Here is a 20373-nt window from a genome sequence, read left to right on the forward strand (position 1 = left end):
ATGGCGTGCCGTCAGCCGGCCAGCACCTTGTTCAGGGTGGCGATCAGGGTTTCCTCGTCCACAGGCTTGGTCAGGTAATCCTTGGCACCCTGGCGTGCGCCCCAGATCTTGTCGGTCTCCTGATCCTTGGTGGTAATGATGATGATCGGGATGCCGTTGGTTTCCGGCTCCTTGGACAGCTGGCGGGTGGCCTGGAAGCCATTGAGGCCCGGCATCACGATGTCCATCAGCACGGCGTCAGGCTTTTCCTGGCGGGCCAGGGCCACGCCGTCGGCGCCGTTCTCGGCCTTGAGGACCTGGTGGCCGTGCTTTTCCAGCATGCCGGTCAGTTTGTACATTTCGGTCGGCGAATCGTCGACGATCAGAACACGTGCCATGGTTTTCCCCACTACATTGGTCGGCGCCGGCCCTTGTGAGGCGGCGTCAGTGTGCTTGTTCCACTGCGGCGAACCCGGGCACATAGGCCTTGATCGCACTCAGCAGTTCTTCCTTGCTGAAAGGCTTGGTCAAAAACTGATCGACACCCACGATGCGCCCCTTGGCCTTGTCGAACAGACCGTCCTTGGAGGACAGCATGATCACCGGGATCGACTTGAACACCGGGTTGTTCTTCACCAGGGCGCAGGTCTGATAGCCATCCAGGCGCGGCATCATGATGTCGACAAAGATAATGTGCGGGTGATGATCCACAATCCGGGCCAGGGCATCGAAACCGTCGATGGCCGTGATGACATCGCAGCCCACGTTCTTCAACAGCGTCTCGGCGGTGCGGCGGATCGTCTTCGAATCGTCGATCACCATCACTCTCAAGGCGTTGGAATGCTGTTCCATATCTGCTCTACCATCGCCACAGCGAATCGGTTTTCGGTGTGTACTGCCTGATGTTGCACAGGATGAGCGCCGCAGGCCTTGGAATTCAAGGGCTGCTGCGCCGTGGCAGTCTTTTTAGCACAGTCTCGGGGAGCAATCTATCGAGGCACCCGCCCGGTGGTTTTTCCTTGACCCACAACAGCCGCAGCGCCACTCTGACGCCACTTTTATGCGCCCCAATTTTGCTAGAGGAAATCCCCCATGAGCGTTCGCGTCGGCATTGTCATGGACCCTATCGCCAGCATTTCCTATAAAAAGGACAGCTCGCTGGCCATGCTCCTGGCCGCCCAGGCCCGCGGCTGGAGCCTGTTCTATATGGAGCAGCGCGACCTTTACCAGGGCGACGGCGAGGCCCGCGCACGCATGCGTCCGCTGCAGGTGTTTGCCAACCCTGAGAAGTGGTTCGAACTGCAGGACGAAATCGACAGCCCCCTGAGCGATCTGGACGTGATCCTGATGCGCAAGGACCCGCCGTTCGACATGGAGTTCGTCTACTCCACCTACCTGCTGGAGCAGGCCGAACGTGCCGGCGTGCTGATCGTCAACAAGCCGCAAAGCCTGCGTGACTGCAATGAAAAGCTGTTCGCCACGTTGTTCCCGCAGTGCACACCGCCCACCGTGGTCAGCCGTCGTGCCGACGTGCTGCGTGAATTTGCCGCCAAGCACGGCGATGTGATCCTCAAGCCGCTGGACGGCATGGGTGGCACCTCGATCTTCCGTCACCGCGCCGGCGACCCCAACCTGTCGGTGATCCTCGAAACCCTGACCGCCCTGGGCACCCAGCAAATCATGGGCCAGGCCTACCTGCCGGCGATCAAGGACGGCGACAAACGCATCCTGATGATCGACGGCGAGCCGGTGGATTACTGCCTGGCGCGTATTCCGGCGGCAGGCGAGACCCGTGGCAACCTGGCGGCAGGCGGTCGAGGCGAAGCGCGGCCGTTGTCCGACAAAGACCGCTGGATCGCCAGCCAAGTTGGCCCGACCCTGCGGGAAAAGGGTTTGCTGTTTGTAGGCCTTGACGTAATTGGGGAAAACCTCACCGAAATCAATGTCACCAGCCCGACCTGCATTCGCGAGATCGACAACGCATTTGGCACGAACATCGGCGAAATGTTGATGGCCGCCATCGAACGCAAGCTGCAGGCCAAGTGATATAGAACAGCCGGACACACACCAACATTGCGCTATCATGCCCGACCTGTGAAACGCGCGATGTTGGTTTTCTTGTCATGACACTCCCGTCCGATCTGCCCTCCGAACTCTCCCACAGCGGCGTGCGCCCGGCTGATCGGCTCGGATTTACCCTGTTTCTTGCGGCATTGATTCACCTGGCCTTGATCCTCGGCGTGGGTTTCACCATGGTCGAGCCCAAGCAGATCACCAAGACCCTGGAAATCACTCTCGCCACATTCAAGAGCGAAAAGAAGCCCGATAAGGCGGACTTTATCGCCCAGGACAACCAGCAGGGCAGTGGCACCCTGGACAAGAAGGCGATCCCCAAGACCACCGAAGTGGCGCCCTTCCAGGACAACAAGGTCAATAAGGTCACACCGCCGCCGGCGCCCAAGCCTGAAGTCAAACAGGCCACGCCCAAGCCCACGGTGACCACCGTCGCACCCAAGCCGCAAAAAGCCCCGGTCCAGCGCGAGAAAACCAAGACCGAGCCGCAACCCGAGCCCGTGAAGCCGGCACCGACGTTCGACAGCTCGACACTGTCCGACGAAATCTCCAGCCTGGAAGCCGAACTGGCCCATGAACAACAGCTTTACGCCAAGCGCCCACGCATTTACCGCCTGAACGCCGCCTCGACCATGCGCGACAAGGGCGCCTGGTATAAGGACGAGTGGCGTAAGAAGGTCGAGCGCATCGGTAACCTGAACTACCCGGAAGAGGCACGGCGCCAGCAGATCTACGGCAATTTGCGTCTTTTGGTGTCGATCAACCGCGACGGCACCTTATATGAAGTGCAGGTGCTGGAGTCGTCCGGTCAGCCGCTGCTGGACCAGGCCGCCCAACGCATCGTGCGCCTGGCCGCGCCCTTTGCCCCGTTTACCGGGGACTTGAACGATGTGGACCGCCTGGAAATCATCCGCACCTGGAAGTTTGCCAAGGGTGATCGCCTTTCCAGCAACTGAACGCGCCGTCCTACAGAAAAGCCGACAGCACTGTATTCGGGTCACGTCCAGCTTGTCAGTTCGCCCCTCCAACGCCACACTAGCGGACATGAAAAATGTCAGCCCGACCTACCTCAAGCACCAATTCCTGATCGCCATGCCCCATATGGCCGACCCGAACTTTGCGCAGACCTTGACCTACATCGTCGAGCACACCGCCAATGGTGCCATGGGGTTGGTGGTGAACCGCCCGCAAGCACTGAACCTGGCCGATATCCTTGAGCAACTGCGCCCGGAGGTCGACCCACCGGCCCGTTGCCAGGGCGTGCCGATCTACATCGGCGGGCCGGTACAGACCGATCGCGGCTTTGTGCTGCACCCCACCGGGCCGAAGTTCCAGGCCACGGTGGACCTGGACGGAGTCTCGCTGTCCACCTCCCAGGACGTGCTGTTCGCCATCGCCGACGGCGTGGGCCCTGAGCAAAGTGTGATCACCCTGGGTTACGCCGGCTGGGAAGCCGGGCAGCTGGAAGCCGAACTGGCCAGCAATGCCTGGCTGACCTGCCCGTTCGATGCCGACATCCTGTTCAACACCGCAAGCGAACTGCGCCTGGAAGCCGCCGCGGCCAAGCTGCGGGTCAACCTCAGCCTGCTGACCAGCCAGGCGGGGCACGCCTGATGGCCTTGCGTTTGATCCTCGGCTTTGACTACGGCACCAAGCAGATCGGCGTAGCGGTCGGCCAGGTCATCACCGGCCAGGCCCGCGAGCTGTGCACCCTCAAGGCCCAGAACGGCATACCGGACTGGAACCAGGTCGAAGCCCTGATCAAAGAGTGGAAGCCCGATGCCGTAGTGGTCGGCCTGCCCCTGAACATGGACGGCACCCCCAGCGACATGTGCCTGCGCGCCGAAAAGTTCGCCCGCCGTCTTAACGGCCGCTACAACCTGCCCTTCTATACCCACGATGAACGCCTGACCACCTTTGAAGCCAAGGGCGAACGCCGCGACCGTGGCGGCCAGAAAGGCAGCTACCGCGATAACCCGGTGGACGCCATCGCCGCCGCCTTGTTGTTACAGGGCTGGCTGGACGAAAACACTGCTTTATTTGAATCCTGACTGACGCGGCTTGCCGCGTCTTCTTACGTTTGAGCCCGGACCTTGTCGTCGCCCCGCCGCGCAAGGCCTTGAAGGAGCCACCATGAGCCTGCCAAACCCCGCCGAACTGATCCGCCAGATGGCGGTTAGCCTCAAGACGCGCCTGGAACACCGTGGCATCAGCGAACCGCGCTTTATCGGTATTCGCACCGGCGGTGTGTGGGTCGCCCAAGCGTTGCTGGACGAACTGGGCAGCGACTCACCCTTGGGTACCCTAGACGTGTCCTTCTACCGCGACGACTTCAGCCAGAACGGCCTGCACCCGCAAGTGCGCCCGTCTGCCCTGCCGTTCGAGATTGAAGGCCAGCACCTGGTGCTGATCGACGATGTGCTGATGAGCGGCCGTACCATCCGCGCCGCCATGAATGAATTGTTCGATTACGGGCGCCCGGCCAGCATCACCCTGGTCTGCCTGCTGGACCTGGACGCAGGCGAACTGCCCATCAGCCCGGACGTGGTTGGCGCCACGCTGTCCCTTGAGGCCAGCCAGCGAGTAAAATTGTCCGGTCCCACGCCGCTCGAACTCGAACTGCAAGACCTTGCCCTTTAAACCGCCTTGTAAAGAGTCCCCGCGATGACGCCTCTAGATGCCAAGCGCCCGCTGCAGCTCAATGCTCAGGGCCAGTTGCAACACTTCTTGTCCCTCGACGGTTTGCCCCGCGAACTGCTCACCGAAATCCTCGACACCGCCGACTCGTTCCTCGAGGTTGGCGGCCGGGCGGTGAAGAAAGTCCCGTTGCTGCGCGGCAAGACCATCTGCAACGTGTTCTTCGAGAACTCCACCCGTACACGGACCACCTTTGAACTGGCGGCCCAACGGCTGTCGGCCGACGTGATCACGCTGAACGTGTCCACCTCGTCGGCGAGCAAGGGCGAGACCCTGCTCGACACCCTGCGCAACCTGGAAGCGATGGCCGCCGACATGTTCGTGGTGCGCCACGGCGACTCCGGTGCCGCCCACTTCATTGCCGAGCACGTGTGCCCGCAGGTGGCGATCATCAACGGCGGCGACGGCCGTCACGCCCACCCGACCCAGGGCATGCTCGACATGCTCACCATACGTCGGCACAAGGGCAGCTTCGAAAACCTCTCGGTGGCCATCGTCGGCGACATCCTGCACTCACGGGTGGCACGCTCGAACATGCTGGCCCTGAAAACCCTGGGTTGCCCGGACATCCGCGTGATCGCACCGAAAACCCTCTTGCCCATCGGCATCGAGCAATACGGCGTGAAGGTCTACACCGACATGACCGAAGGCCTCAAGGATGTGGACGTGGTAATCATGCTGCGCCTGCAACGCGAACGCATGTCGGGTGGCCTGCTGCCGAGCGAAGGCGAGTTCTACCGCCTGTTCGGCCTGACCACCGCACGCCTGGCCGGCGCCAAGCCGGACGCCATCGTGATGCACCCGGGGCCGATCAACCGAGGCGTGGAGATTGAGTCGGCGGTGGCCGACGGCAGCCAGTCGGTGATTCTCAACCAGGTCACGTATGGCATCGCCGTGCGCATGGCGGTGTTGTCCATGGCCATGAGCGGGCAAACCGCGCAACGTCAATTCGAGCAGGAGAAGGCCCAGTGAAGCTCAGCATTCTCGGCGCCCGAGTCATCGATCCGGCCAGTGGCCTGGATCAGGTTACCGATCTGCACCTGGAGGCCGGCCGGATCATCGCCATCGGCGCCGCGCCCGGTGCTTTCAGCCCCAGCGAGACCATCGATGCCAAAGGCCTGGTGGCCGCGCCCGGCCTGGTGGACCTGAACGTCGCCCTGCGCGAGCCGGGCTTCAGCCGCAAAGGCAATATCACCAGCGAGACCCGCGCGGCCGCAGCCGGTGGCGTCACCAGCCTGTGCTGCCCACCGCACACCAAGCCGGTGCTCGACACGTCGGCCGTGACCGAGCTGATCCTCGACCGTGCCCGTGAGGCCGGCAATTGCAAAGTGTTCCCCATCGGCGCCCTGAGCAAAGGCCTGGAAGGCGAACAACTCGCCGAACTGATCGCCCTGCGCGATGCCGGTTGCGTGGCGTTCGGCAACGGCCTGGAGAGTTTCCGCAGCACCCGCACCCTGTGCCGCGCCCTGGAATACGCGGCCACCTTCGACTTGACGGTGATCTTCCACTCCCAGGACCGCGACCTGGCCGAAGGCGGCCTGGCCCATGAAGGTGCGGTCGCCAGCTTCCTCGGCTTGCCGGGCATTCCGGAAACCGCTGAAACCGTAGCCCTGGCCCGTGACCTGCTGCTGGTGGAACAAAGCGGCGTGCGTGCGCACTTCAGCCAACTGACCAGCGCCCGGGGCGTGGCCCTGATCGCCCAGGCCCAGGCCCGTGGCCTGCCGGTGACGGCAGACGTGGCGTTGTATCAGTTGCTGCTGACGGATGAGGCGCTGATCGACTTCTCCAGCCTTTACCACGTGCAACCGCCGCTGCGCACACTGGCCGATCGTGACGGTTTGCGTGCGGCAGTGAAATCGGGGGTGATCTCGGCGATTTCCAGCCACCACCAGCCCCATGAGCGCGATGCCAAGCTGGCGCCGTTCGGCGCGACGGAGCCGGGCATCAGCAGCGTGGAGCTGTTGCTGCCGCTGGCGATGACGTTGGTGGAAGACGGTTTGCTGGACCTACCGACACTGCTGGCGCGCCTGAGCGCAGGCCCGGCCGAGGCCTTGCGCCTGCCGGCGGGCAAGCTGGCGGTGGGGGCGGCGGCAGATCTAGTGCTGTTTGATCCGGCCGGCTCCACGGTTGCGGGTGAGCACTGGCTGTCCAAGGGTGAAAACTGCCCGTTCATCGGCCATAGCCTGCCGGCGAGCGTGCGCTACACCTTGGTGGACGGGCGCATCAGCTATCAGGCTTGAGCCACTAAAACCTGTAGGAGCGAGCTTGCTCGCGAAGAACGAATAGACAATGCGGGCTACCTGATAGCGCTGCGTTATCGTTAACGTTCTTCGCGAGCAAGCTCGCTCCTACAGGTTATTGATGATCTAACGCCCGCCGTTGCGCTCGGCATTGCGGATCGAAACCTGGGTATTCAAGGTCCAGAAGTCATACAGCACTCCCACCAGGAACAAGCCGCCGGTCAGCAGGTAGATCAGGCCGGTGATCCATTTGCCCTGGTACATGCGGTGCACGCCGAACACCCCCAGAAACGCCAACAGAATCCACGCCACGTTGTATTCGATAGGCCCAGCGGTAAAACGCAGGTCCGCTTCACGGTCCATGGCCGGAATCAGGAACAGGTCGATCAGCCAGCCGATCCCCAGCAAGCCGAGGGTGAAAAACCAGATCGTTCCAGTGACCGGTTTGCCGTAATAGAAACGATGGGCCCCGGTAAACCCGAAAATCCAGAGCAGGTAACCGATCACCTTGCTGTGGGTGTCTTGCTGCGGACCAACCTGTTGATAGGTGTTCATGGAGTACCTCTTTTGCTTCGATAGATAAATTTTTTCACTTTCTTTGTGACTTTTTTACAGGCGCCCGACGTACGGCAAATGGTATCTTCCCTCCCCTGAAAGCCTTATGCCACCTGACTTGTGTAGGACAATCGCGGCGAATCGTCGCGTTTTTCCTGAGTTTGACCCCAAGGTTCAGTCGACAAACGGCCTGAGAACGACACAAAAAGCTGTTATAAAGTTGCGCGCAAACCCATAAGAGCCACGCCTAATGCGACCATTTTTAAAGACATGGCTAACCATTTGCCTATTAATGCCACTGGCCGCCCACGCCACCAATCGTGAGCAACGACTTCCGAACGTCAACGGTTTCACCCCTAAAGTCCACAGCGCGCCCAGCACTGCCAAATCGGCAAAGCCGACCGTCAGCCGCCCGACTCAACTGAGCAAGGCCCACGGTAAAGCAGTTCCAGGCCTGATGGCAGTCAACACCAGGCAAAGCAGCACCGTCCTCAGCCGCGCCGTAAACGTGCTCGGTACTCCTTATCGTTGGGGCGGCAGCAGCCCAAGTAAAGGGTTCGACTGCAGCGGCCTGGTGAAATATGCGTTTAACGACGTAGCGGCCGTGGATCTGCCGCGCACCTCCAACGCCATGGCCGCCGGTCATGGGCAGAAGGTTGAGCGCAAGGACCTGAAACCGGGTGACCTGTTGTTCTTCAAACTGAAGAGCCGCCAGGTGAACCACGTAGCCATCTACCTGGGCAACGACCGCTTCATCCACGCACCGCGCCGTGGCAAGTCGGTCAGCATCGACACGCTGAAAAAGCCGTTCTGGGACAAGAACTACGTGATTGCCAAGCGGGTTCTGCCGAAAGAGCAGAATACCTTGCGGGTAGTACAACGCTGATCTGAAGCTGGAATGCAGTAGTACATGTGGGAGGGGAGCAAGCCCCCTCCCACATTTGATGTGTGTCGTCCACACCCCTCAGATATCCCCAGGCACCCTCGCCTTCTCCCGCGCCTCTTCCCGGCTGATCACGCCTTCCGTGACCAACGCCTTCAAGCTCATATCCAACGTCTTCATGCCCAACGCGCCGCCGGTCTGAATCGCCGAGACCATCTGCGCCACCTTGTCTTCGCGGATCAAGTTACGAATAGCCGGCGTGCCCAGCATGATTTCATGGGCCGCCACCCGCCCGCCGCCAACCTTCTTGACCAGCACCTGGGACACCACCGCCTGCAACGACTCCGACAGCATCGAGCGGACCATGGCCTTTTCCCCCGCCGGGAACACGTCCACCAGCCTGTCCACGGTCTTTGCCGCCGAGGTGGTGTGCAGGGTGCCAAATACCAGATGCCCGGTCTCAGCCGCCGTCAGGGCCAGGCGGATGGTTTCCAGGTCGCGCAGTTCGCCCACCAGGATCACGTCGGGGTCTTCGCGCAGCGCCGAACGCAAGGCCAGCGAGAAACTATGGGTATCTCGATGCACCTGGCGCTGGTTGATCAGGGCGGTTTTCGGCGTGTGGATAAACTCGATGGGGTCTTCCAGCGTGAGGATGTGCTGGCGCCGATGCTGGTTGAGGTAATCGATCATCGCCGCCAGGGTAGTGGACTTGCCGGAGCCGGTGGGGCCCGTCACCAGCACCAGGCCGCGCGCAAGCTGGGCGATACGCTGGAACACTTCCCCCAGGCCGAGGTTTTCCAGGCTCTGGACCTCGGCCGGGATGGTGCGAAACACCGCGCCCATGCCGCGATCCTGCTGGAATACGTTCGCCCGGAACCGCGCCACGCCCGGCAACTCGAAGGCAAAATCCGTTTCAAGAGATGTTTCGAAATCCTTTTGTTGGTAGCGGTTGAGCAACGGGCTCAATAAATCCGCTACTTGCGGGGGTGAAAGCACCGGCCAATCCAACGGCCAGACCTCACCATCAATACGCAGCATAGGCGCCATACCGGCCGACAGATGCAGGTCGGAAGCGCCGCGACGCACGCCGGCCTGCAGTAATTCAGTGATATCCATAGGGCTTTCCATTTCCAGTAGAATGCCGCGGACTCCATATCCACGGGCGCATCTTGAATGTCGACGATAGCAGACAACATCGGCCAGGTTAGCCAGCGCATCCGCGCCGCAGCCGACGCCGTGCAACGTGACGCAAACAGCATCCACCTGCTGGCCGTGAGCAAGACCAAACCCGCCCAAGCCGTGCGTGAAGCCTATGCCGCCGGGATGCGTGATTTTGGCGAAAACTATCTGCAGGAGGCCCTGGGCAAGCAGGCCGAATTAACCGACCTGCCCTTGAGTTGGCACTTCATCGGCCCCATTCAATCGAACAAGACTCGCGCCATCGCCGAGAATTTCGCTTGGGTGCATTCCGTGGACCGTCTCAAAATTGCACAACGCCTGTCCGAGCAACGCCCGGTGGACCTGCCTGCGCTGAATATCTGCATCCAGGTCAATGTCAGTGGCGAGGCCAGCAAGTCCGGCTGCACCCCCGCCGACCTGCCGGCCCTGGCCAACGCCATCAGCGCCCTGCCGCGCTTGAAGCTGCGGGGCTTGATGGCGATTCCCGAGCCGACGGACGATCGGGCCGAACAAGACGCCGCGTTTTCCAGCGTGCGCGACCTGCAAAACAACCTGAACCTGCCGCTCGACACACTTTCCATGGGCATGAGCCACGACCTTGAGTCGGCCATCGCCCAAGGCGCCACCTGGGTGCGGATCGGTACCGCCCTGTTTGGCGCCCGCGACTACGGCCAGCCATGAAATGGCTGACATCCATCTAAGTAAGGACCTGTCATGAGCAACACGCGTATTGCCTTTATCGGCGCCGGCAACATGGCGGCCAGCCTGATCGGCGGCCTGCGGGCCAAGGGCCTGGAAGCGGCGCAGATCCGCGCCAGCGATCCGGGCGCCGAGACCCGTGCCCGCGTCAGCGCCGAGCACGGTATCGAAACCTTCGCCGATAACGCCGAAGCCATCCAAGGTGTCGATGTGATCGTGCTGGCGGTCAAGCCACAGGCCATGAAGGCCGTGTGCGAAAGCCTGCGCCCAAGCCTTCAGCCACACCAACTGGTGGTGTCGATCGCCGCCGGTATCACCTGCGCCAGCATGAACAACTGGCTCGGCGCGCAACCGATCGTGCGTTGCATGCCCAACACCCCGGCGCTGCTGCGCCAGGGTGTGAGCGGTTTGTACGCCACCCACGAGGTGACCGCCGAGCAACGTGACCAGGCCCAGGAACTGCTGTCCGCCGTGGGCATCGCCCTGTGGCTGGAACAGGAGCAGCAACTGGACGCGGTCACCGCCGTGTCGGGCAGCGGCCCGGCTTACTTCTTCCTGCTGATCGAGGCCATGACCGCCGCCGGCGTGAAACTGGGCCTGCCACAGCAAGTCGCCGAGCAACTGGCCGAGCAAACCGCCCTGGGCGCCGCGAAAATGGCTGTCTCCAGTGAAGTGGACGCTGCCGAGTTGCGCCGTCGCGTCACCTCCCCCGGCGGCACCACGCAGGCTGCCATCGAATCGTTCCAGGCCGGGGGCTTTGAAGCCCTGGTGGAAAAAGCACTGGGTGCCGCAGCACATCGTTCGGCTGAAATGGCCGAGCAGCTGGGCAAATAGTCGTCCCCCTACAAAGGAATAAATGATGCTTGGACTCAATGACGCCGTCATCTTCATCATCCAGACCTTGGGCAGCCTGTACCTGCTGATCGTGCTGATGCGTTTTATCCTGCAACTGGTGCGGGCGAACTTCTACAACCCGCTGTGCCAATTCGTGGTGAAGGCCACCCAACCGCTGCTCAAGCCCCTGCGTCGAGTGGTCCCGAGCATGTTCGGCCTGGACATGTCGTCGCTGGTGCTGGCGCTGCTGCTGCAGATCCTGCTGTTCGTGCTGGTCTTGATGCTCAAGGGCTACCTGCCTTACACCGTGCTGCTGTTGCCATGGGCACTGATCGGGATCTTCTCGTTGTTTTTGAAGATCATCTTCTGGTCGATGATCATCAGCGTGATCCTGTCCTGGGTCGCGCCGGGTAGCCGCAGCCCAGGTGCCGAGCTGGTGTCTCAGATCACCGAGCCGGTGCTCGCGCCGTTCCGCCGCTGGGTGCCCAACCTGGGCGGCCTGGATATTTCGCCGATCTTCGCGTTTATCGCGATCCAGCTGATACAAGGCTGGGGCATCCCGTACCTGGCTGACTTCGCGAACATGCCCAAGGAACTGTTCGGACTGATCTGACAGGCGGAACAAATGCAGGAGGGGCGGGGCGACGATTCGACTTGCTCCCTCCCACATTTGGCCTTTGCTTGCCGCTGGGTGCATCGGTCTTTAGACTTACGCCTCATTTAAACGAGAGCAGGGTCGATGCCAACTGCCTTCCCCCCCGATTCTGTTGGACTGGTCGTGCCCCAAGTGGCGCACTTCAGCGAACCACTGGCCCTGGCCTGTGGTCGTTCGCTGCCTGCCTATGACCTGATTTATGAAACCTACGGCCAACTGAACGCCACGGCGAGCAATGCCGTGCTGATCTGCCACGCCCTCTCCGGTCATCATCACGCCGCTGGTTTCCACAGCGTTGACGAGCGCAAGCCTGGCTGGTGGGACAGTTGCATCGGCCCCGGCAAGCCCATCGACACCAACAAGTTCTTTGTCGTCAGCCTGAACAACCTCGGCGGCTGCAATGGCTCCACCGGCCCCAGCAGCCTCAACCCGGAAACCGGCAGGCCGTTCGGCGCCGACTTCCCCGTACTCACCGTGGAAGACTGGGTGCACAGCCAGGCGCGCCTCGCCGACCTGCTGGGTATCCGGCAATGGGCCGCGGTGATCGGCGGCAGCCTGGGCGGCATGCAGGCCCTGCAATGGACCATCACGTATCCGGATCGCGTGCGCCATTGCCTGGCCATCGCCTCGGCGCCCAAATTGTCGGCGCAGAACATCGCCTTCAACGAAGTGGCGCGCCAGGCCATCCTCACCGATCCCGAGTTCCACGGCGGTTCGTTCCAGGAAGCCGGTGTGATCCCCAAGCGCGGCTTGATGCTGGCGCGAATGGTCGGGCACATCACCTACCTGTCCGATGACTCCATGGGCGAGAAATTCGGCCGTGGCCTCAAGAGCGAGAAGCTCAACTACGACTTCCACAGCGTCGAGTTCCAGGTGGAAAGCTACCTGCGTTATCAGGGCGAGGAGTTCTCCGGGCGTTTCGACGCCAACACCTACCTGCTGATGACCAAGGCCCTGGACTACTTCGACCCGGCAGCCAACCACGACGATGACCTGGCGAAAACCTTCGAGGGCGCCACGGCCAAGTTCTGCGTCATGTCGTTTACCACCGACTGGCGCTTCTCGCCGGCCCGCTCCCGAGAGCTGGTGGATGCGCTGATGGCGGCCAAGAAAGACGTCTGCTACCTGGAGATCGATGCACCGCAAGGCCATGACGCCTTCCTGATTCCGATCCCGCGCTACCTCCAGGCTTTCAGCAACTACATGAACCGCATTACTTTGTGAGAACGCCATGAGAGCCGACCTGGACATCATCCAAGACTGGATCCCCGCCGGCAGCCGCGTGCTCGACCTGGGCTGCGGCGATGGCGAACTGCTGAGCTGGCTGCGCGACAACAAGCAAGTCACCGGCTACGGCCTGGAAAACGACCCGGACAACATCGCCCAGTGCGTGGCCAAGGGCATCAACGTGATCGAGCAGGACCTGGACAAGGGCCTGGGCAACTTCGCCAGCAACAGCTTCGATATCGTGGTGATGACCCAGGCCCTGCAAGCGGTGCACTACCCGGACCGCATCCTCGACGAAATGCTGCGCGTGGGTCGCCAGTGCATCATCACCTTCCCCAACTTCGGGCACTGGCGCTGCCGCTGGTACCTGGCGACCAAGGGCCGCATGCCAGTCTCGGATTTCCTGCCGTACACCTGGTACAACACGCCGAACATCCACTTCTGCACCTTCGAAGACTTCGAAGCCCTGTGTGGCGAGCGTGAAGCCAAGGTGATCAACCGCCTGGCCGTCGATCAACAGCATCGTCACGGCTGGGCAAGCAAGCTATGGCCCAATCTGTTGGGCGAAATTGGTATCTATCGGGTCAGCAGCCCTGGCCTGACGGATCACAAGATTGCCGTCTAATCATTTTCAAGAGGGACGATCATGAGTCGCTTGGCTATTTTTCTACTGACTGCATGCCTGGGCGCCAGCGCCATGGCGGCGGACACTATCGACGCTAATCGCAAGAAAGACTTCGGTGATATCACCGTTCATTACAACACCTTCACCTCCAGCTTCCTGCAGCCGGAAACCGCCCAGAAAGTCGGCGTGGTGCGCAGCAAGGAGAAGGGCTTGATCAATGTGACCGTGATCAAGGGCGTAACCCCGGTGGCAGCGCAGGTGACAGGCACCATCAAGGACCTGGGCGGCAAGAGCGAGATCCTGACGTTCAAGCAAATCGACGAGAAAGGCGGGATCAATTACCTCGCGCCGTACTCCGTGACGCAGCGGGAATACAAGACGTTTACCATCAATGTGGAAACCGGCGGCAAAGCCCATAGCTTCCAATTCAACCAGGAACTGTTTCCGGCGGAATGATGAACCTTACTCAACTCGTATTGGCCAGCCATAACGCCGGCAAGCTCAAAGAACTCCAGGCCATGCTCGGCGAATCCGTGCAGCTGCGCTCCATCGGCGAGTTCAGCCAGGTGGAGCCGGAAGAGACCGGCCTGTCGTTCGTCGAGAACGCCATCCTCAAGGCGCGCAATGCCGCACGCATCTCGGGCCTTCCGGCGCTGGCGGACGACTCTGGCCTGGCGGTGGACTTCCTCGGCGGCGCGCCGGGTATCTACTCGGCGCGTTATGCCGATGGCAAGGGCGATGCCGCCAACAACGCCAAGCTGCTGGACGCGCTCAAGGACGTGCCGGACGCGATGCGCGGCGCGCAGTTCGTCTGTGTGCTGGCCTTGGTACGGCATGCCGATGACCCGCTGCCGATCCTCTGCGAAGGCCTGTGGCACGGGCGCATCCTGCACGCTGCCAGCGGTGAGCACGGTTTTGGCTATGACCCGCTGTTCTGGGTGCCGGAGCGCAATGTCTCCAGTGCCGAATTGAGCCCGGCCGACAAGAACCAGATCAGCCACCGTGCCCGCGCAATGGATTTGCTGCGCCAGCGCCTGGGCTTGAAATGACCCGGAACACCTCCGCGCAGCCGCTGATCCACGGTGGCGCGCAAACACCTCGGGCGGCGCTGCCCGTGCTGCCGCCCCTGGCGCTGTACATCCACATCCCGTGGTGCGTGCGCAAATGCCCTTACTGCGACTTCAACTCCCACACCGCCAGCAAGGTGCTGCCGGAAGAAGAGTATGTGGACGCCTTGCTGGCCGACCTCGATCAGGACCTGCACGCGGTGTATGGGCGCGAACTGAGTTCGATCTTCTTCGGCGGCGGCACGCCAAGCCTGTTCAGCGCTGCGGCGCTGGGCCGATTGCTCAAAGGCATGGAAGCACGCATCCGGTTTGCCGGCGACATCGAGATCACCCTGGAAGCCAACCCCGGCACGTTCGAGCAAGAGAAGTTCGTCGCCTACCGCGCGCTGGGGATCAACCGGCTGTCCATCGGCATCCAGAGCTTCCAGCAGGCAAAGCTTGAGGCCCTGGGCCGCATCCACAACGGCGACGAAGCCGTACGCGCCGCAGGGATGGCGCGCCAGGCCGGGTTCGACAACTTCAACCTGGACCTGATGCACGGCTTGCCCGATCAGTCCCTGGACGATGCGTTGAGCGACCTGCGCCAGGCCATCGCGCTCAAACCCACACACCTGTCCTGGTACCAGTTGACCCTGGAACCCAACACCGTGTTCTGGAACCAGCCGCCCGCGCTACCGGAAGACGATACCCTGTGGGACATCCAGGAAGCGGGCCAAGCGCTGCTGGCCGAACACGGTTACGCACAATACGAAGTGTCGGCCTACGCCCAGCCCGGGCGCCCGGCGCGGCATAACCTCAACTACTGGAGTTTCGGCGACTTTATCGGCATCGGCGCCGGCGCCCACGGCAAGCTCAGCCATCCGGACGGGCGCATTGTGCGCACCTGGAAGACCCGCGCGCCGAAGGACTACCTCAACCCGGCCAAAAGCTTCCAGGCCGGGGCGAAGGAGCTGACCAACGAAGAGTTGCCGTTCGAGTTCCTGATGAACGCCCTGCGCCTCACCGAGGGCGTCGACGCCACGCTCTACGCCGAACGCACCGGCCTCGACCTGGCGAGCCTCGACGAGGCGCGGCGCGAGGCAGAACAAAGTGGCTTAATGCAGGTCGAACCGTCACGCCTGGCGGCCACCGATCGCGGGCAACTCTTTCTCAATGACCTGTTGCAGAAGTTTTTGAGCTGATCGCTCTAAGGAAATCGAATGGATCTGGTACTCGACCTGCTCGCCACGGTATCCCGCTGGAGCCGCAGCAACCTGTCGGAAATCTCCCTGGCCCTTGTGGGCTGTTTGCTGGTGCTGTTTGGCGCCGACATCAAGGGCTGGGTCGAAGCACGCCTGGGCAGCGTTGCCGGCGCGTTGCGCGTACCGTTGATGGCCCTGCTGTGCATGATCGGCAGCGGTGCGGCGCTGATCTACGCCACGCCGTGGATTGTGCGGGGATTGAGCCAGTTCAATAACTACAGCCTGGCGCCGGTGTTGGTGGTGGTGCTGGTGTTGATTGGCGTCGTCGCCGATCGCCGCTGACCTCAAATCCAACACAAAACAACTGTGGGAGGGGGCAAGCCCGCTCCCACATTTTTTACTGCATTCCAAGCCAGGGACTTGTCAGTCGACTTTCTCGAACTTCAAATCCCAAACCCCATGCCCCAGCCGCTCACCACGCCGCTCGAACTTGGTGATCGGGCGTTCGGCCGGGCGTGGTACGCATTTGCCGTCTTGCGCCAGGTTGCGGTAGCCAGGGGCAACGTCCATCACTTCCAGCATGTATTCGGCATAGGGTTCCCAGTCGGTAGCCATATGCAGGACACCGCCGACTTTCAGCTTGCTGCGCACCAGTTCCGCGAAGGAGGCCTGGACGATGCGGCGCTTGTGGTGACGGCTCTTGTGCCATGGGTCGGGGAAGAACAGCATCAGGCGGTCGAGGCTGTTGTCGGCGATGCATCGGTTGAGCACTTCGATCGCGTCGCAGTCATAGACCCGCAGGTTGGTCAGGCCTTGTGTCAGCACGCCATTAAGCAGCGCACCGACACCTGGGCGGTGGACTTCCACACCGATGAAATCCTGTTCCGGCGAGGCTGCGGCCATTTCCAGCAGGGAGTGGCCCATGCCGAAACCGATTTCCAGGGAACGCGGGGCCGAACGGCCGAACACCTGGTCATAGTCCACCGGCGCATCGGCCAGGGGCAGGACGAACAGCGGCGTACCTTGCTCCAGGCCCTTTTGCTGGCCCTCGGTCATGCGGCCGGCGCGCATCACAAAACTCTTGATGCGGCGGTGCTTGGACTCGTCGCCTTCTTCCACGGTGTTCGGCGTTTCGTTTGATTCAGTCATCAATGGCTCTTACTTGATCAGACCATCCAGCGGCGAAGAGGCGCTGGCGTAGAGTTTTTTTGGCATGCGCCCGGCAAGGTAGGCCAGGCGGCCGGCGACGATGGCGTGTTTCATGGCTTCGGCCATCAGCACCGGGTGCTGGGCGTGGGCGATGGCCGAGTTCATCAGCACCGCGTCACAGCCCAGTTCCATGGCGATGGTGGCGTCGGAGGCGGTACCGACACCGGCGTCCACCAAGACCGGGATCTTGGCTTCTTCGAGGATTATCTGCAGGTTGTACGGATTGCAGATACCCAGCCCGGAACCGATCAGGCCGGCCAGCGGCATCACGGCGATACAGCCGATTTCGGCCAGTTGGCGGGCGATGATCGGGTCATCGCTGGTGTAGACCATCACGTCAAAACCTTCCTTGACCAGGGTTTCTGCGGCCTTGAGGGTTTCGATCACGTTGGGGAACAGGGTTTTCTGGTCAGCCAGCACTTCCAGCTTGACCAGGTTGTGGCCGTCGAGCAGTTCACGGGCCAGGCGGCAGGTACGCACGGCTTCGATGGCGTCGTAGCAACCGGCGGTGTTCGGCAGGAAGGTGTAGCGATCCGGCGACAACACGTCGAGCAGGTTCGGCTCGCCCTCGATCTGGCCGAGGTTGGTGCGGCGCACGGCGAAGGTCACGATCTCGGCGCCCGAGGCTTCGATGGCCTGGCGGGTTTCTTCCATGTCGCGGTACTTGCCGGTGCCGACCAGCAGACGGGACTGGTAGGTACGACCGGCCAGGACGAAGGGCTTGTCGCTACGAACGATGCTCATGGGAAATCCTCGAAATGGGGTGAGGTTCTGCAGAATCCGGGGCTACATACACGCGTGGGACTAGCCGCCACCGATGGCGTGGACCACCTCGACCTGGTCACCCTCGGTGAGCGTGGTCTCGGCGTGCTGGCTACGCGGGACGATATCCAGGTTGAGTTCCACTGCGACGCGACGCCCGGTCAGGTCCAGGCGGGTCAGCAGGGCCGCAACGGTTTCACCGTCGGGCAGTTCAAGGGATTCGCCGTTCAACTGAATGCGCATGCCAGGGGCCGCCATCGTTTTTAGGGGCCAGTATTCTAGCGCGATTGGGACCTGAAGGTCAGCTTCAAGCGTCAAGCGGTCACAGTTGCAAGCGCCATGCTGCCAGCCCCAACAGGAACCAGCCAGACAGGAAGGCCAGGCCCCCGAACGGCGTGATGATGCCGAGCTTGCTGATGCCGGTCATGGTCAGCACATACAAGCTGCCGGAGAACAGCAGGATCCCGACTACGAACGAGATGCCAGCCCACGTTACCAGCCGGCCCGGCAGGTGCGCGGCCAGCAACGCCACGCCGAACAGCGCCAGGGTGTGCACCAACTGATAAGTCACGCCGGTGTGAAAGATCGCCAGGTACTCGGCGCTGAGGCGGCTTTTCAGGCCATGGGCGGCGAACGCACCGAGGGCGACACCGGTGAAGCCGAAAAAGGCAGCCAGCATCAGAAAGCTACGCAGCATGAGGAACTCCAGTCAGACTCATTGGACAGGGTCTGTATAATGGCCCGCTCAACGGGTTCGGCCAAGCCATCTCTATGCTGCGTGTCCTCTTCAAACGCCTTCTCAACGTCGTGAAATGGTTTGCCATCGGCAGTGTTCTGCTGGTGCTGCTGTTCCGTGTCGTCCCGCCGCCCTTCACCGCGCTGATGGTGGAGCGAAAGGTCGAATCCTGGTTCGACGGCGAACCCATTGACCTGCAACGCACCTGGGTGCCGTGGGACGAGCTCTCCGACGACCTGAAAGTGGCGGTGATGGCCGGTGAAGACCAACGCTTCCCGCAGCATTGGGGCTTTGATTTCGGCGCGATCCAGGCAGCGCTCCTGCACAACGAGCGCGGCGGTTCGATCCGGGGCGCGAGCACGCTGAGCCAGCAGGTGTCGAAAAACCTGTTCCTGTGGGCGGGTCGCAGTTATTTGCGCAAAGGCCTGGAAGCCTGGTTTACCGGGCTGATCGAGGTGTTGTGGCCCAAGCAGCGGATTCTTGAGGTGTACCTCAACAGCGTGGAATGGGATGAAGGCGTGTTTGGCGCGCAAGCGGCGGCGCGACATCACTTTGGCGTGAGTGCCAAGGGGTTATCCCGGCAGCAGGCCAGCTACCTGGCGGCGGTGTTGCCTAATCCACGGGTGTGGAGCGCCAGCCATCCGACCGCGTATGTGGCGCGAAGGGCGGCATGGATTCGCCAGCAGATGAGCCAGCTGGGCGGAGAGGGTTACCTGGTGGAACTGAACAATTCCCGCAAAGCGCCTTGGTCCGACTGATACAACACAAAACAAATGTGGGAGGGGCTTACCCCCTCCCACATGTTCAGGCGGCGATCGACAACTTCAGCTTGTTCATCGCGCTTTTCTCAAGCTGGCGAATGCGCTCGGCCGACACGTTGTACTTCTGTGCCAGGTCGTGCAGCGTGGCTTTTTCTTCCGCCAGCCAGCGCTGGTAGAGGATGTCACGGCTGCGGTCGTCCAGCACTTCCAGCGCTTCGTGCAGGTTGTGGTTGGAGTTGTCGCTCCAGTCGGCGTCTTCCAGTTGACGCGCCGGGTCGTACCGGTGGTCTTCCAGGTAATTGGCCGGCGATTGGAAAGCGCTGTCGTCGTCCGCTTCGGCGGCCGGGTCGAAGGCCATGTCATGGCCGGTCAGGCGGCTTTCCATCTCGCGCACTTCACGGGGCTCAACGCCGAGGCTTTCGGCCACGCGGTGGACTTCCTCGTTGTTCAGCCACGCCAGGCGTTTTTTCTGGCTGCGCAGGTTGAAGAACAGCTTGCGCTGGGCCTTGGTGGTCGCGACTTTCACGATGCGCCAGTTGCGCAGGATGAACTCGTGGATTTCCGCCTTGATCCAGTGCACGGCAAACGACACCAGGCGCACGCCCATCTCAGGGTTGAAGCGCTTTACAGCCTTCATCAGGCCGACGTTGCCTTCCTGGATCAGGTCAGCCTGGGCCAGGCCGTAGCCGCTATAGCTACGGGCGATATGTACGACAAAACGCAGGTGGGCGAGCACCATCTGCCGAGCCGCCCCCAAATCCTGCTCATAGTAGAGACTCTCGGCCAGTTCACGCTCCTGCTCGGGCGTCAGCAATGGAATGCTGTTGACCGTGTGCACATAGGCTTCCAGGTTCGCACCCGGGACCAAGGCATAAGCAGGTTGCAAAGAAGTGGTCATACGAAAAAACCTCCGACTCACATAACTCGTGCAGTTCAGCACTGCGAAAATTGACCGGGAACCGTAGGACAAGTTCCCTAAACCACTGATACGGTCAATACAAACGAAACCAC

27 protein-coding genes are annotated in these 20373 nt (G+C 61.8%); 18 read left to right on the forward strand and 9 right to left on the reverse strand.

Translation table 11 applies throughout. From position 1 onward, the window contains the following. Positions 1-11: 11 nt before the first annotated feature. Complete coding sequence (gene pilH / locus V3W40_RS12865) at positions 12-377, reverse strand: twitching motility response regulator PilH (protein ID WP_014720320.1); 366 nt, start codon at positions 375-377, stop codon at positions 12-14. Positions 378-423: 46 nt separating this feature from the next. Further along, positions 424-831 carry a twitching motility response regulator PilG gene (gene pilG / locus V3W40_RS12870; RefSeq protein ID WP_027606081.1) on the reverse strand — a complete coding sequence of 136 codons (408 nt, stop codon included), beginning with the start codon at positions 829-831 and terminating at the stop codon, positions 424-426. Between the two features lie 240 nt (positions 832-1071). Here pilG and gshB point away from each other — a divergent pair, with 240 nt between their 5' ends. The 7 genes from gshB to V3W40_RS12905 all read left to right on the forward strand — a co-directional run bounded on the left by gshB (position 1072) and on the right by V3W40_RS12905 (position 6989). Then, positions 1072-2025, forward strand: a complete 954-nt coding sequence (gshB, locus tag V3W40_RS12875; RefSeq protein ID WP_065923845.1) for a glutathione synthase — start codon at positions 1072-1074, stop codon at positions 2023-2025. Positions 2026-2102: 77 nt separating this feature from the next. Continuing rightward, positions 2103-3008: an energy transducer TonB gene (locus V3W40_RS12880; protein ID WP_330215120.1), complete on the forward strand. Its 906-nt coding sequence runs from the start codon at positions 2103-2105 to the stop codon at positions 3006-3008. Positions 3009-3096: 88 nt separating this feature from the next. Beyond that, on the forward strand, positions 3097-3666 hold the full coding sequence (locus V3W40_RS12885; protein WP_027606084.1) for a YqgE/AlgH family protein: 570 nt from the start codon (positions 3097-3099) through the stop codon (positions 3664-3666). Next, positions 3666-4103 carry a Holliday junction resolvase RuvX gene (gene ruvX, locus V3W40_RS12890; protein ID WP_005792259.1) on the forward strand — a complete coding sequence of 146 codons (438 nt, stop codon included), beginning with the start codon at positions 3666-3668 and terminating at the stop codon, positions 4101-4103. Before V3W40_RS12885 ends, ruvX begins: the two co-directional genes overlap by 1 nt. An 82-nt stretch (positions 4104-4185) precedes the next feature. Next, on the forward strand, positions 4186-4692 hold the full coding sequence (gene pyrR / locus V3W40_RS12895) for a bifunctional pyr operon transcriptional regulator/uracil phosphoribosyltransferase PyrR (RefSeq protein WP_330215121.1): 507 nt from the start codon (positions 4186-4188) through the stop codon (positions 4690-4692). Positions 4693-4716: 24 nt separating this feature from the next. Continuing rightward, the gene (locus V3W40_RS12900; RefSeq protein WP_027606086.1) at positions 4717-5721 is read left to right on the forward strand and encodes an aspartate carbamoyltransferase catalytic subunit; all 1005 of its coding nucleotides are present in this window, start codon (positions 4717-4719) and stop codon (positions 5719-5721) included. Next, positions 5718-6989 (forward strand): dihydroorotase, encoded by a 1272-nt coding sequence (locus V3W40_RS12905; RefSeq protein ID WP_065923848.1) that lies wholly within the window; start codon positions 5718-5720, stop codon positions 6987-6989. The genes V3W40_RS12900 and V3W40_RS12905 overlap by 4 nt, the downstream gene beginning before the upstream one ends. Positions 6990-7115: 126 nt before the next feature. Here the strand turns inward: V3W40_RS12905 and V3W40_RS12910 are convergent, their stop codons facing one another. Then, the gene (locus V3W40_RS12910; protein ID WP_027606088.1) at positions 7116-7544 is read right to left on the reverse strand and encodes an NINE protein; all 429 of its coding nucleotides are present in this window, start codon (positions 7542-7544) and stop codon (positions 7116-7118) included. A 250-nt stretch (positions 7545-7794) separates the two neighbouring features. On the opposite strand from V3W40_RS12910, the gene V3W40_RS12915 reads away from it, so the two are divergent. Beyond that, positions 7795-8430, forward strand: coding sequence for a C40 family peptidase (locus V3W40_RS12915; RefSeq protein WP_027606089.1), 636 nt, complete (start codon positions 7795-7797; stop codon positions 8428-8430). A gap of 78 nt (positions 8431-8508) precedes the next feature. Here V3W40_RS12915 and V3W40_RS12920 read toward each other — a convergent pair whose 3' ends face one another. Then, complete coding sequence (locus V3W40_RS12920) at positions 8509-9543, reverse strand: type IV pilus twitching motility protein PilT (RefSeq protein WP_065923849.1); 1035 nt, start codon at positions 9541-9543, stop codon at positions 8509-8511. Positions 9544-9600: 57 nt separating this feature from the next. On the opposite strand from V3W40_RS12920, the gene V3W40_RS12925 reads away from it, so the two are divergent. From V3W40_RS12925 to V3W40_RS12965, 9 genes are all read left to right on the forward strand, one after another. Beyond that, positions 9601-10287 carry a YggS family pyridoxal phosphate-dependent enzyme gene (locus V3W40_RS12925; protein WP_065923850.1) on the forward strand — a complete coding sequence of 229 codons (687 nt, stop codon included), beginning with the start codon at positions 9601-9603 and terminating at the stop codon, positions 10285-10287. A 33-nt stretch (positions 10288-10320) separates the two neighbouring features. Next, positions 10321-11139, forward strand: coding sequence for a pyrroline-5-carboxylate reductase (gene proC, locus V3W40_RS12930; protein WP_027606092.1), 819 nt, complete (start codon positions 10321-10323; stop codon positions 11137-11139). Between the two features lie 25 nt (positions 11140-11164). Next, positions 11165-11752, forward strand: a complete 588-nt coding sequence (locus tag V3W40_RS12935; protein ID WP_065923851.1) for a YggT family protein — start codon at positions 11165-11167, stop codon at positions 11750-11752. 126 nt (positions 11753-11878) lie between these two features. Continuing rightward, entirely contained in the window at positions 11879-13018 is a 1140-nt protein-coding gene (gene metX, locus V3W40_RS12940; protein WP_027606094.1) for a homoserine O-succinyltransferase MetX, read from the forward strand. A 7-nt stretch (positions 13019-13025) separates the two neighbouring features. After that, positions 13026-13646: a methionine biosynthesis protein MetW gene (gene metW / locus V3W40_RS12945; protein WP_017735309.1), complete on the forward strand. Its 621-nt coding sequence runs from the start codon at positions 13026-13028 to the stop codon at positions 13644-13646. A 21-nt stretch (positions 13647-13667) separates the two neighbouring features. Further along, entirely contained in the window at positions 13668-14102 is a 435-nt protein-coding gene (locus V3W40_RS12950) for a DUF4426 domain-containing protein (RefSeq protein WP_027606095.1), read from the forward strand. Further along, on the forward strand, positions 14099-14695 hold the full coding sequence (gene rdgB / locus V3W40_RS12955) for an RdgB/HAM1 family non-canonical purine NTP pyrophosphatase (RefSeq protein WP_027606096.1): 597 nt from the start codon (positions 14099-14101) through the stop codon (positions 14693-14695). Before V3W40_RS12950 ends, rdgB begins: the two co-directional genes overlap by 4 nt. Then, positions 14692-15894 (forward strand): radical SAM family heme chaperone HemW, encoded by a 1203-nt coding sequence (hemW, locus tag V3W40_RS12960; RefSeq protein ID WP_330215122.1) that lies wholly within the window; start codon positions 14692-14694, stop codon positions 15892-15894. Before rdgB ends, hemW begins: the two co-directional genes overlap by 4 nt. An 18-nt stretch (positions 15895-15912) precedes the next feature. Next, positions 15913-16236 carry a DUF3392 domain-containing protein gene (locus tag V3W40_RS12965; RefSeq protein WP_010207241.1) on the forward strand — a complete coding sequence of 108 codons (324 nt, stop codon included), beginning with the start codon at positions 15913-15915 and terminating at the stop codon, positions 16234-16236. An 81-nt stretch (positions 16237-16317) separates the two neighbouring features. Here V3W40_RS12965 and trmB read toward each other — a convergent pair whose 3' ends face one another. The 4 genes from trmB to V3W40_RS12985 all read right to left on the reverse strand — a co-directional run bounded on the left by trmB (position 16318) and on the right by V3W40_RS12985 (position 18562). Next, positions 16318-17043 carry a tRNA (guanosine(46)-N7)-methyltransferase TrmB gene (gene trmB, locus V3W40_RS12970; protein ID WP_065946517.1) on the reverse strand — a complete coding sequence of 242 codons (726 nt, stop codon included), beginning with the start codon at positions 17041-17043 and terminating at the stop codon, positions 16318-16320. Between the two features lie 9 nt (positions 17044-17052). After that, positions 17053-17847: a thiazole synthase gene (locus tag V3W40_RS12975; RefSeq protein ID WP_065923854.1), complete on the reverse strand. Its 795-nt coding sequence runs from the start codon at positions 17845-17847 to the stop codon at positions 17053-17055. A gap of 60 nt (positions 17848-17907) precedes the next feature. Then, the gene (gene thiS / locus V3W40_RS12980; protein ID WP_049711100.1) at positions 17908-18108 is read right to left on the reverse strand and encodes a sulfur carrier protein ThiS; all 201 of its coding nucleotides are present in this window, start codon (positions 18106-18108) and stop codon (positions 17908-17910) included. A gap of 79 nt (positions 18109-18187) precedes the next feature. Beyond that, positions 18188-18562 (reverse strand): DUF423 domain-containing protein, encoded by a 375-nt coding sequence (locus tag V3W40_RS12985; protein ID WP_065923855.1) that lies wholly within the window; start codon positions 18560-18562, stop codon positions 18188-18190. A gap of 74 nt (positions 18563-18636) precedes the next feature. Between V3W40_RS12985 and mtgA the strand changes: the two genes are divergently transcribed. Next, complete coding sequence (gene mtgA, locus V3W40_RS12990; RefSeq protein ID WP_065923856.1) at positions 18637-19359, forward strand: monofunctional biosynthetic peptidoglycan transglycosylase; 723 nt, start codon at positions 18637-18639, stop codon at positions 19357-19359. 46 nt (positions 19360-19405) lie between these two features. On the opposite strand, the gene rpoH is transcribed toward mtgA, so the two are convergent. Next, positions 19406-20260 carry an RNA polymerase sigma factor RpoH gene (gene rpoH, locus V3W40_RS12995; protein WP_003176698.1) on the reverse strand — a complete coding sequence of 285 codons (855 nt, stop codon included), beginning with the start codon at positions 20258-20260 and terminating at the stop codon, positions 19406-19408. Positions 20261-20373 lie beyond the last annotated feature (113 nt).

Origin of the sequence: Pseudomonas sp. AM8 (assembly GCF_036346475.1) — a bacterium.
Taxonomy (GTDB): Bacteria; Pseudomonadota; Gammaproteobacteria; order Pseudomonadales; family Pseudomonadaceae; genus Aquipseudomonas; species Aquipseudomonas marginalis.

What these genes read in the sequence shown, in the direction of transcription:
- pilH (WP_014720320.1), bottom strand. Translation starts at nt 377, where the DNA reads ATGGCACGTGTTCTGATCGTCGACGATTCGCCGACCGAAATGTACAAA.
- pilG (WP_027606081.1), bottom strand. Translation starts at nt 831, where the DNA reads ATGGAACAGCATTCCAACGCCTTGAGAGTGATGGTGATCGACGATTCG.
- gshB (WP_065923845.1), top strand. Translation starts at nt 1,072, where the DNA reads ATGAGCGTTCGCGTCGGCATTGTCATGGACCCTATCGCCAGCATTTCC.
- V3W40_RS12880 (WP_330215120.1), top strand. Translation starts at nt 2,103, where the DNA reads ATGACACTCCCGTCCGATCTGCCCTCCGAACTCTCCCACAGCGGCGTG.
- V3W40_RS12885 (WP_027606084.1), top strand. Translation starts at nt 3,097, where the DNA reads ATGAAAAATGTCAGCCCGACCTACCTCAAGCACCAATTCCTGATCGCC.
- ruvX (WP_005792259.1), top strand. Translation starts at nt 3,666, where the DNA reads ATGGCCTTGCGTTTGATCCTCGGCTTTGACTACGGCACCAAGCAGATC.
- pyrR (WP_330215121.1), top strand. Translation starts at nt 4,186, where the DNA reads ATGAGCCTGCCAAACCCCGCCGAACTGATCCGCCAGATGGCGGTTAGC.
- V3W40_RS12900 (WP_027606086.1), top strand. Translation starts at nt 4,717, where the DNA reads ATGACGCCTCTAGATGCCAAGCGCCCGCTGCAGCTCAATGCTCAGGGC.
- V3W40_RS12910 (WP_027606088.1), bottom strand. Translation starts at nt 7,544, where the DNA reads ATGAACACCTATCAACAGGTTGGTCCGCAGCAAGACACCCACAGCAAG.
- V3W40_RS12915 (WP_027606089.1), top strand. Translation starts at nt 7,795, where the DNA reads ATGCGACCATTTTTAAAGACATGGCTAACCATTTGCCTATTAATGCCA.
- V3W40_RS12920 (WP_065923849.1), bottom strand. Translation starts at nt 9,543, where the DNA reads ATGGATATCACTGAATTACTGCAGGCCGGCGTGCGTCGCGGCGCTTCC.
- V3W40_RS12925 (WP_065923850.1), top strand. Translation starts at nt 9,601, where the DNA reads ATGTCGACGATAGCAGACAACATCGGCCAGGTTAGCCAGCGCATCCGC.
- proC (WP_027606092.1), top strand. Translation starts at nt 10,321, where the DNA reads ATGAGCAACACGCGTATTGCCTTTATCGGCGCCGGCAACATGGCGGCC.
- V3W40_RS12935 (WP_065923851.1), top strand. Translation starts at nt 11,165, where the DNA reads ATGCTTGGACTCAATGACGCCGTCATCTTCATCATCCAGACCTTGGGC.
- metX (WP_027606094.1), top strand. Translation starts at nt 11,879, where the DNA reads ATGCCAACTGCCTTCCCCCCCGATTCTGTTGGACTGGTCGTGCCCCAA.
- metW (WP_017735309.1), top strand. Translation starts at nt 13,026, where the DNA reads ATGAGAGCCGACCTGGACATCATCCAAGACTGGATCCCCGCCGGCAGC.
- V3W40_RS12950 (WP_027606095.1), top strand. Translation starts at nt 13,668, where the DNA reads ATGAGTCGCTTGGCTATTTTTCTACTGACTGCATGCCTGGGCGCCAGC.
- rdgB (WP_027606096.1), top strand. Translation starts at nt 14,099, where the DNA reads ATGATGAACCTTACTCAACTCGTATTGGCCAGCCATAACGCCGGCAAG.
- hemW (WP_330215122.1), top strand. Translation starts at nt 14,692, where the DNA reads ATGACCCGGAACACCTCCGCGCAGCCGCTGATCCACGGTGGCGCGCAA.
- V3W40_RS12965 (WP_010207241.1), top strand. Translation starts at nt 15,913, where the DNA reads ATGGATCTGGTACTCGACCTGCTCGCCACGGTATCCCGCTGGAGCCGC.
- trmB (WP_065946517.1), bottom strand. Translation starts at nt 17,043, where the DNA reads ATGACTGAATCAAACGAAACGCCGAACACCGTGGAAGAAGGCGACGAG.
- V3W40_RS12975 (WP_065923854.1), bottom strand. Translation starts at nt 17,847, where the DNA reads ATGAGCATCGTTCGTAGCGACAAGCCCTTCGTCCTGGCCGGTCGTACC.
- thiS (WP_049711100.1), bottom strand. Translation starts at nt 18,108, where the DNA reads ATGCGCATTCAGTTGAACGGCGAATCCCTTGAACTGCCCGACGGTGAA.
- V3W40_RS12985 (WP_065923855.1), bottom strand. Translation starts at nt 18,562, where the DNA reads ATGCTGCGTAGCTTTCTGATGCTGGCTGCCTTTTTCGGCTTCACCGGT.
- mtgA (WP_065923856.1), top strand. Translation starts at nt 18,637, where the DNA reads ATGCTGCGTGTCCTCTTCAAACGCCTTCTCAACGTCGTGAAATGGTTT.
- rpoH (WP_003176698.1), bottom strand. Translation starts at nt 20,260, where the DNA reads ATGACCACTTCTTTGCAACCTGCTTATGCCTTGGTCCCGGGTGCGAAC.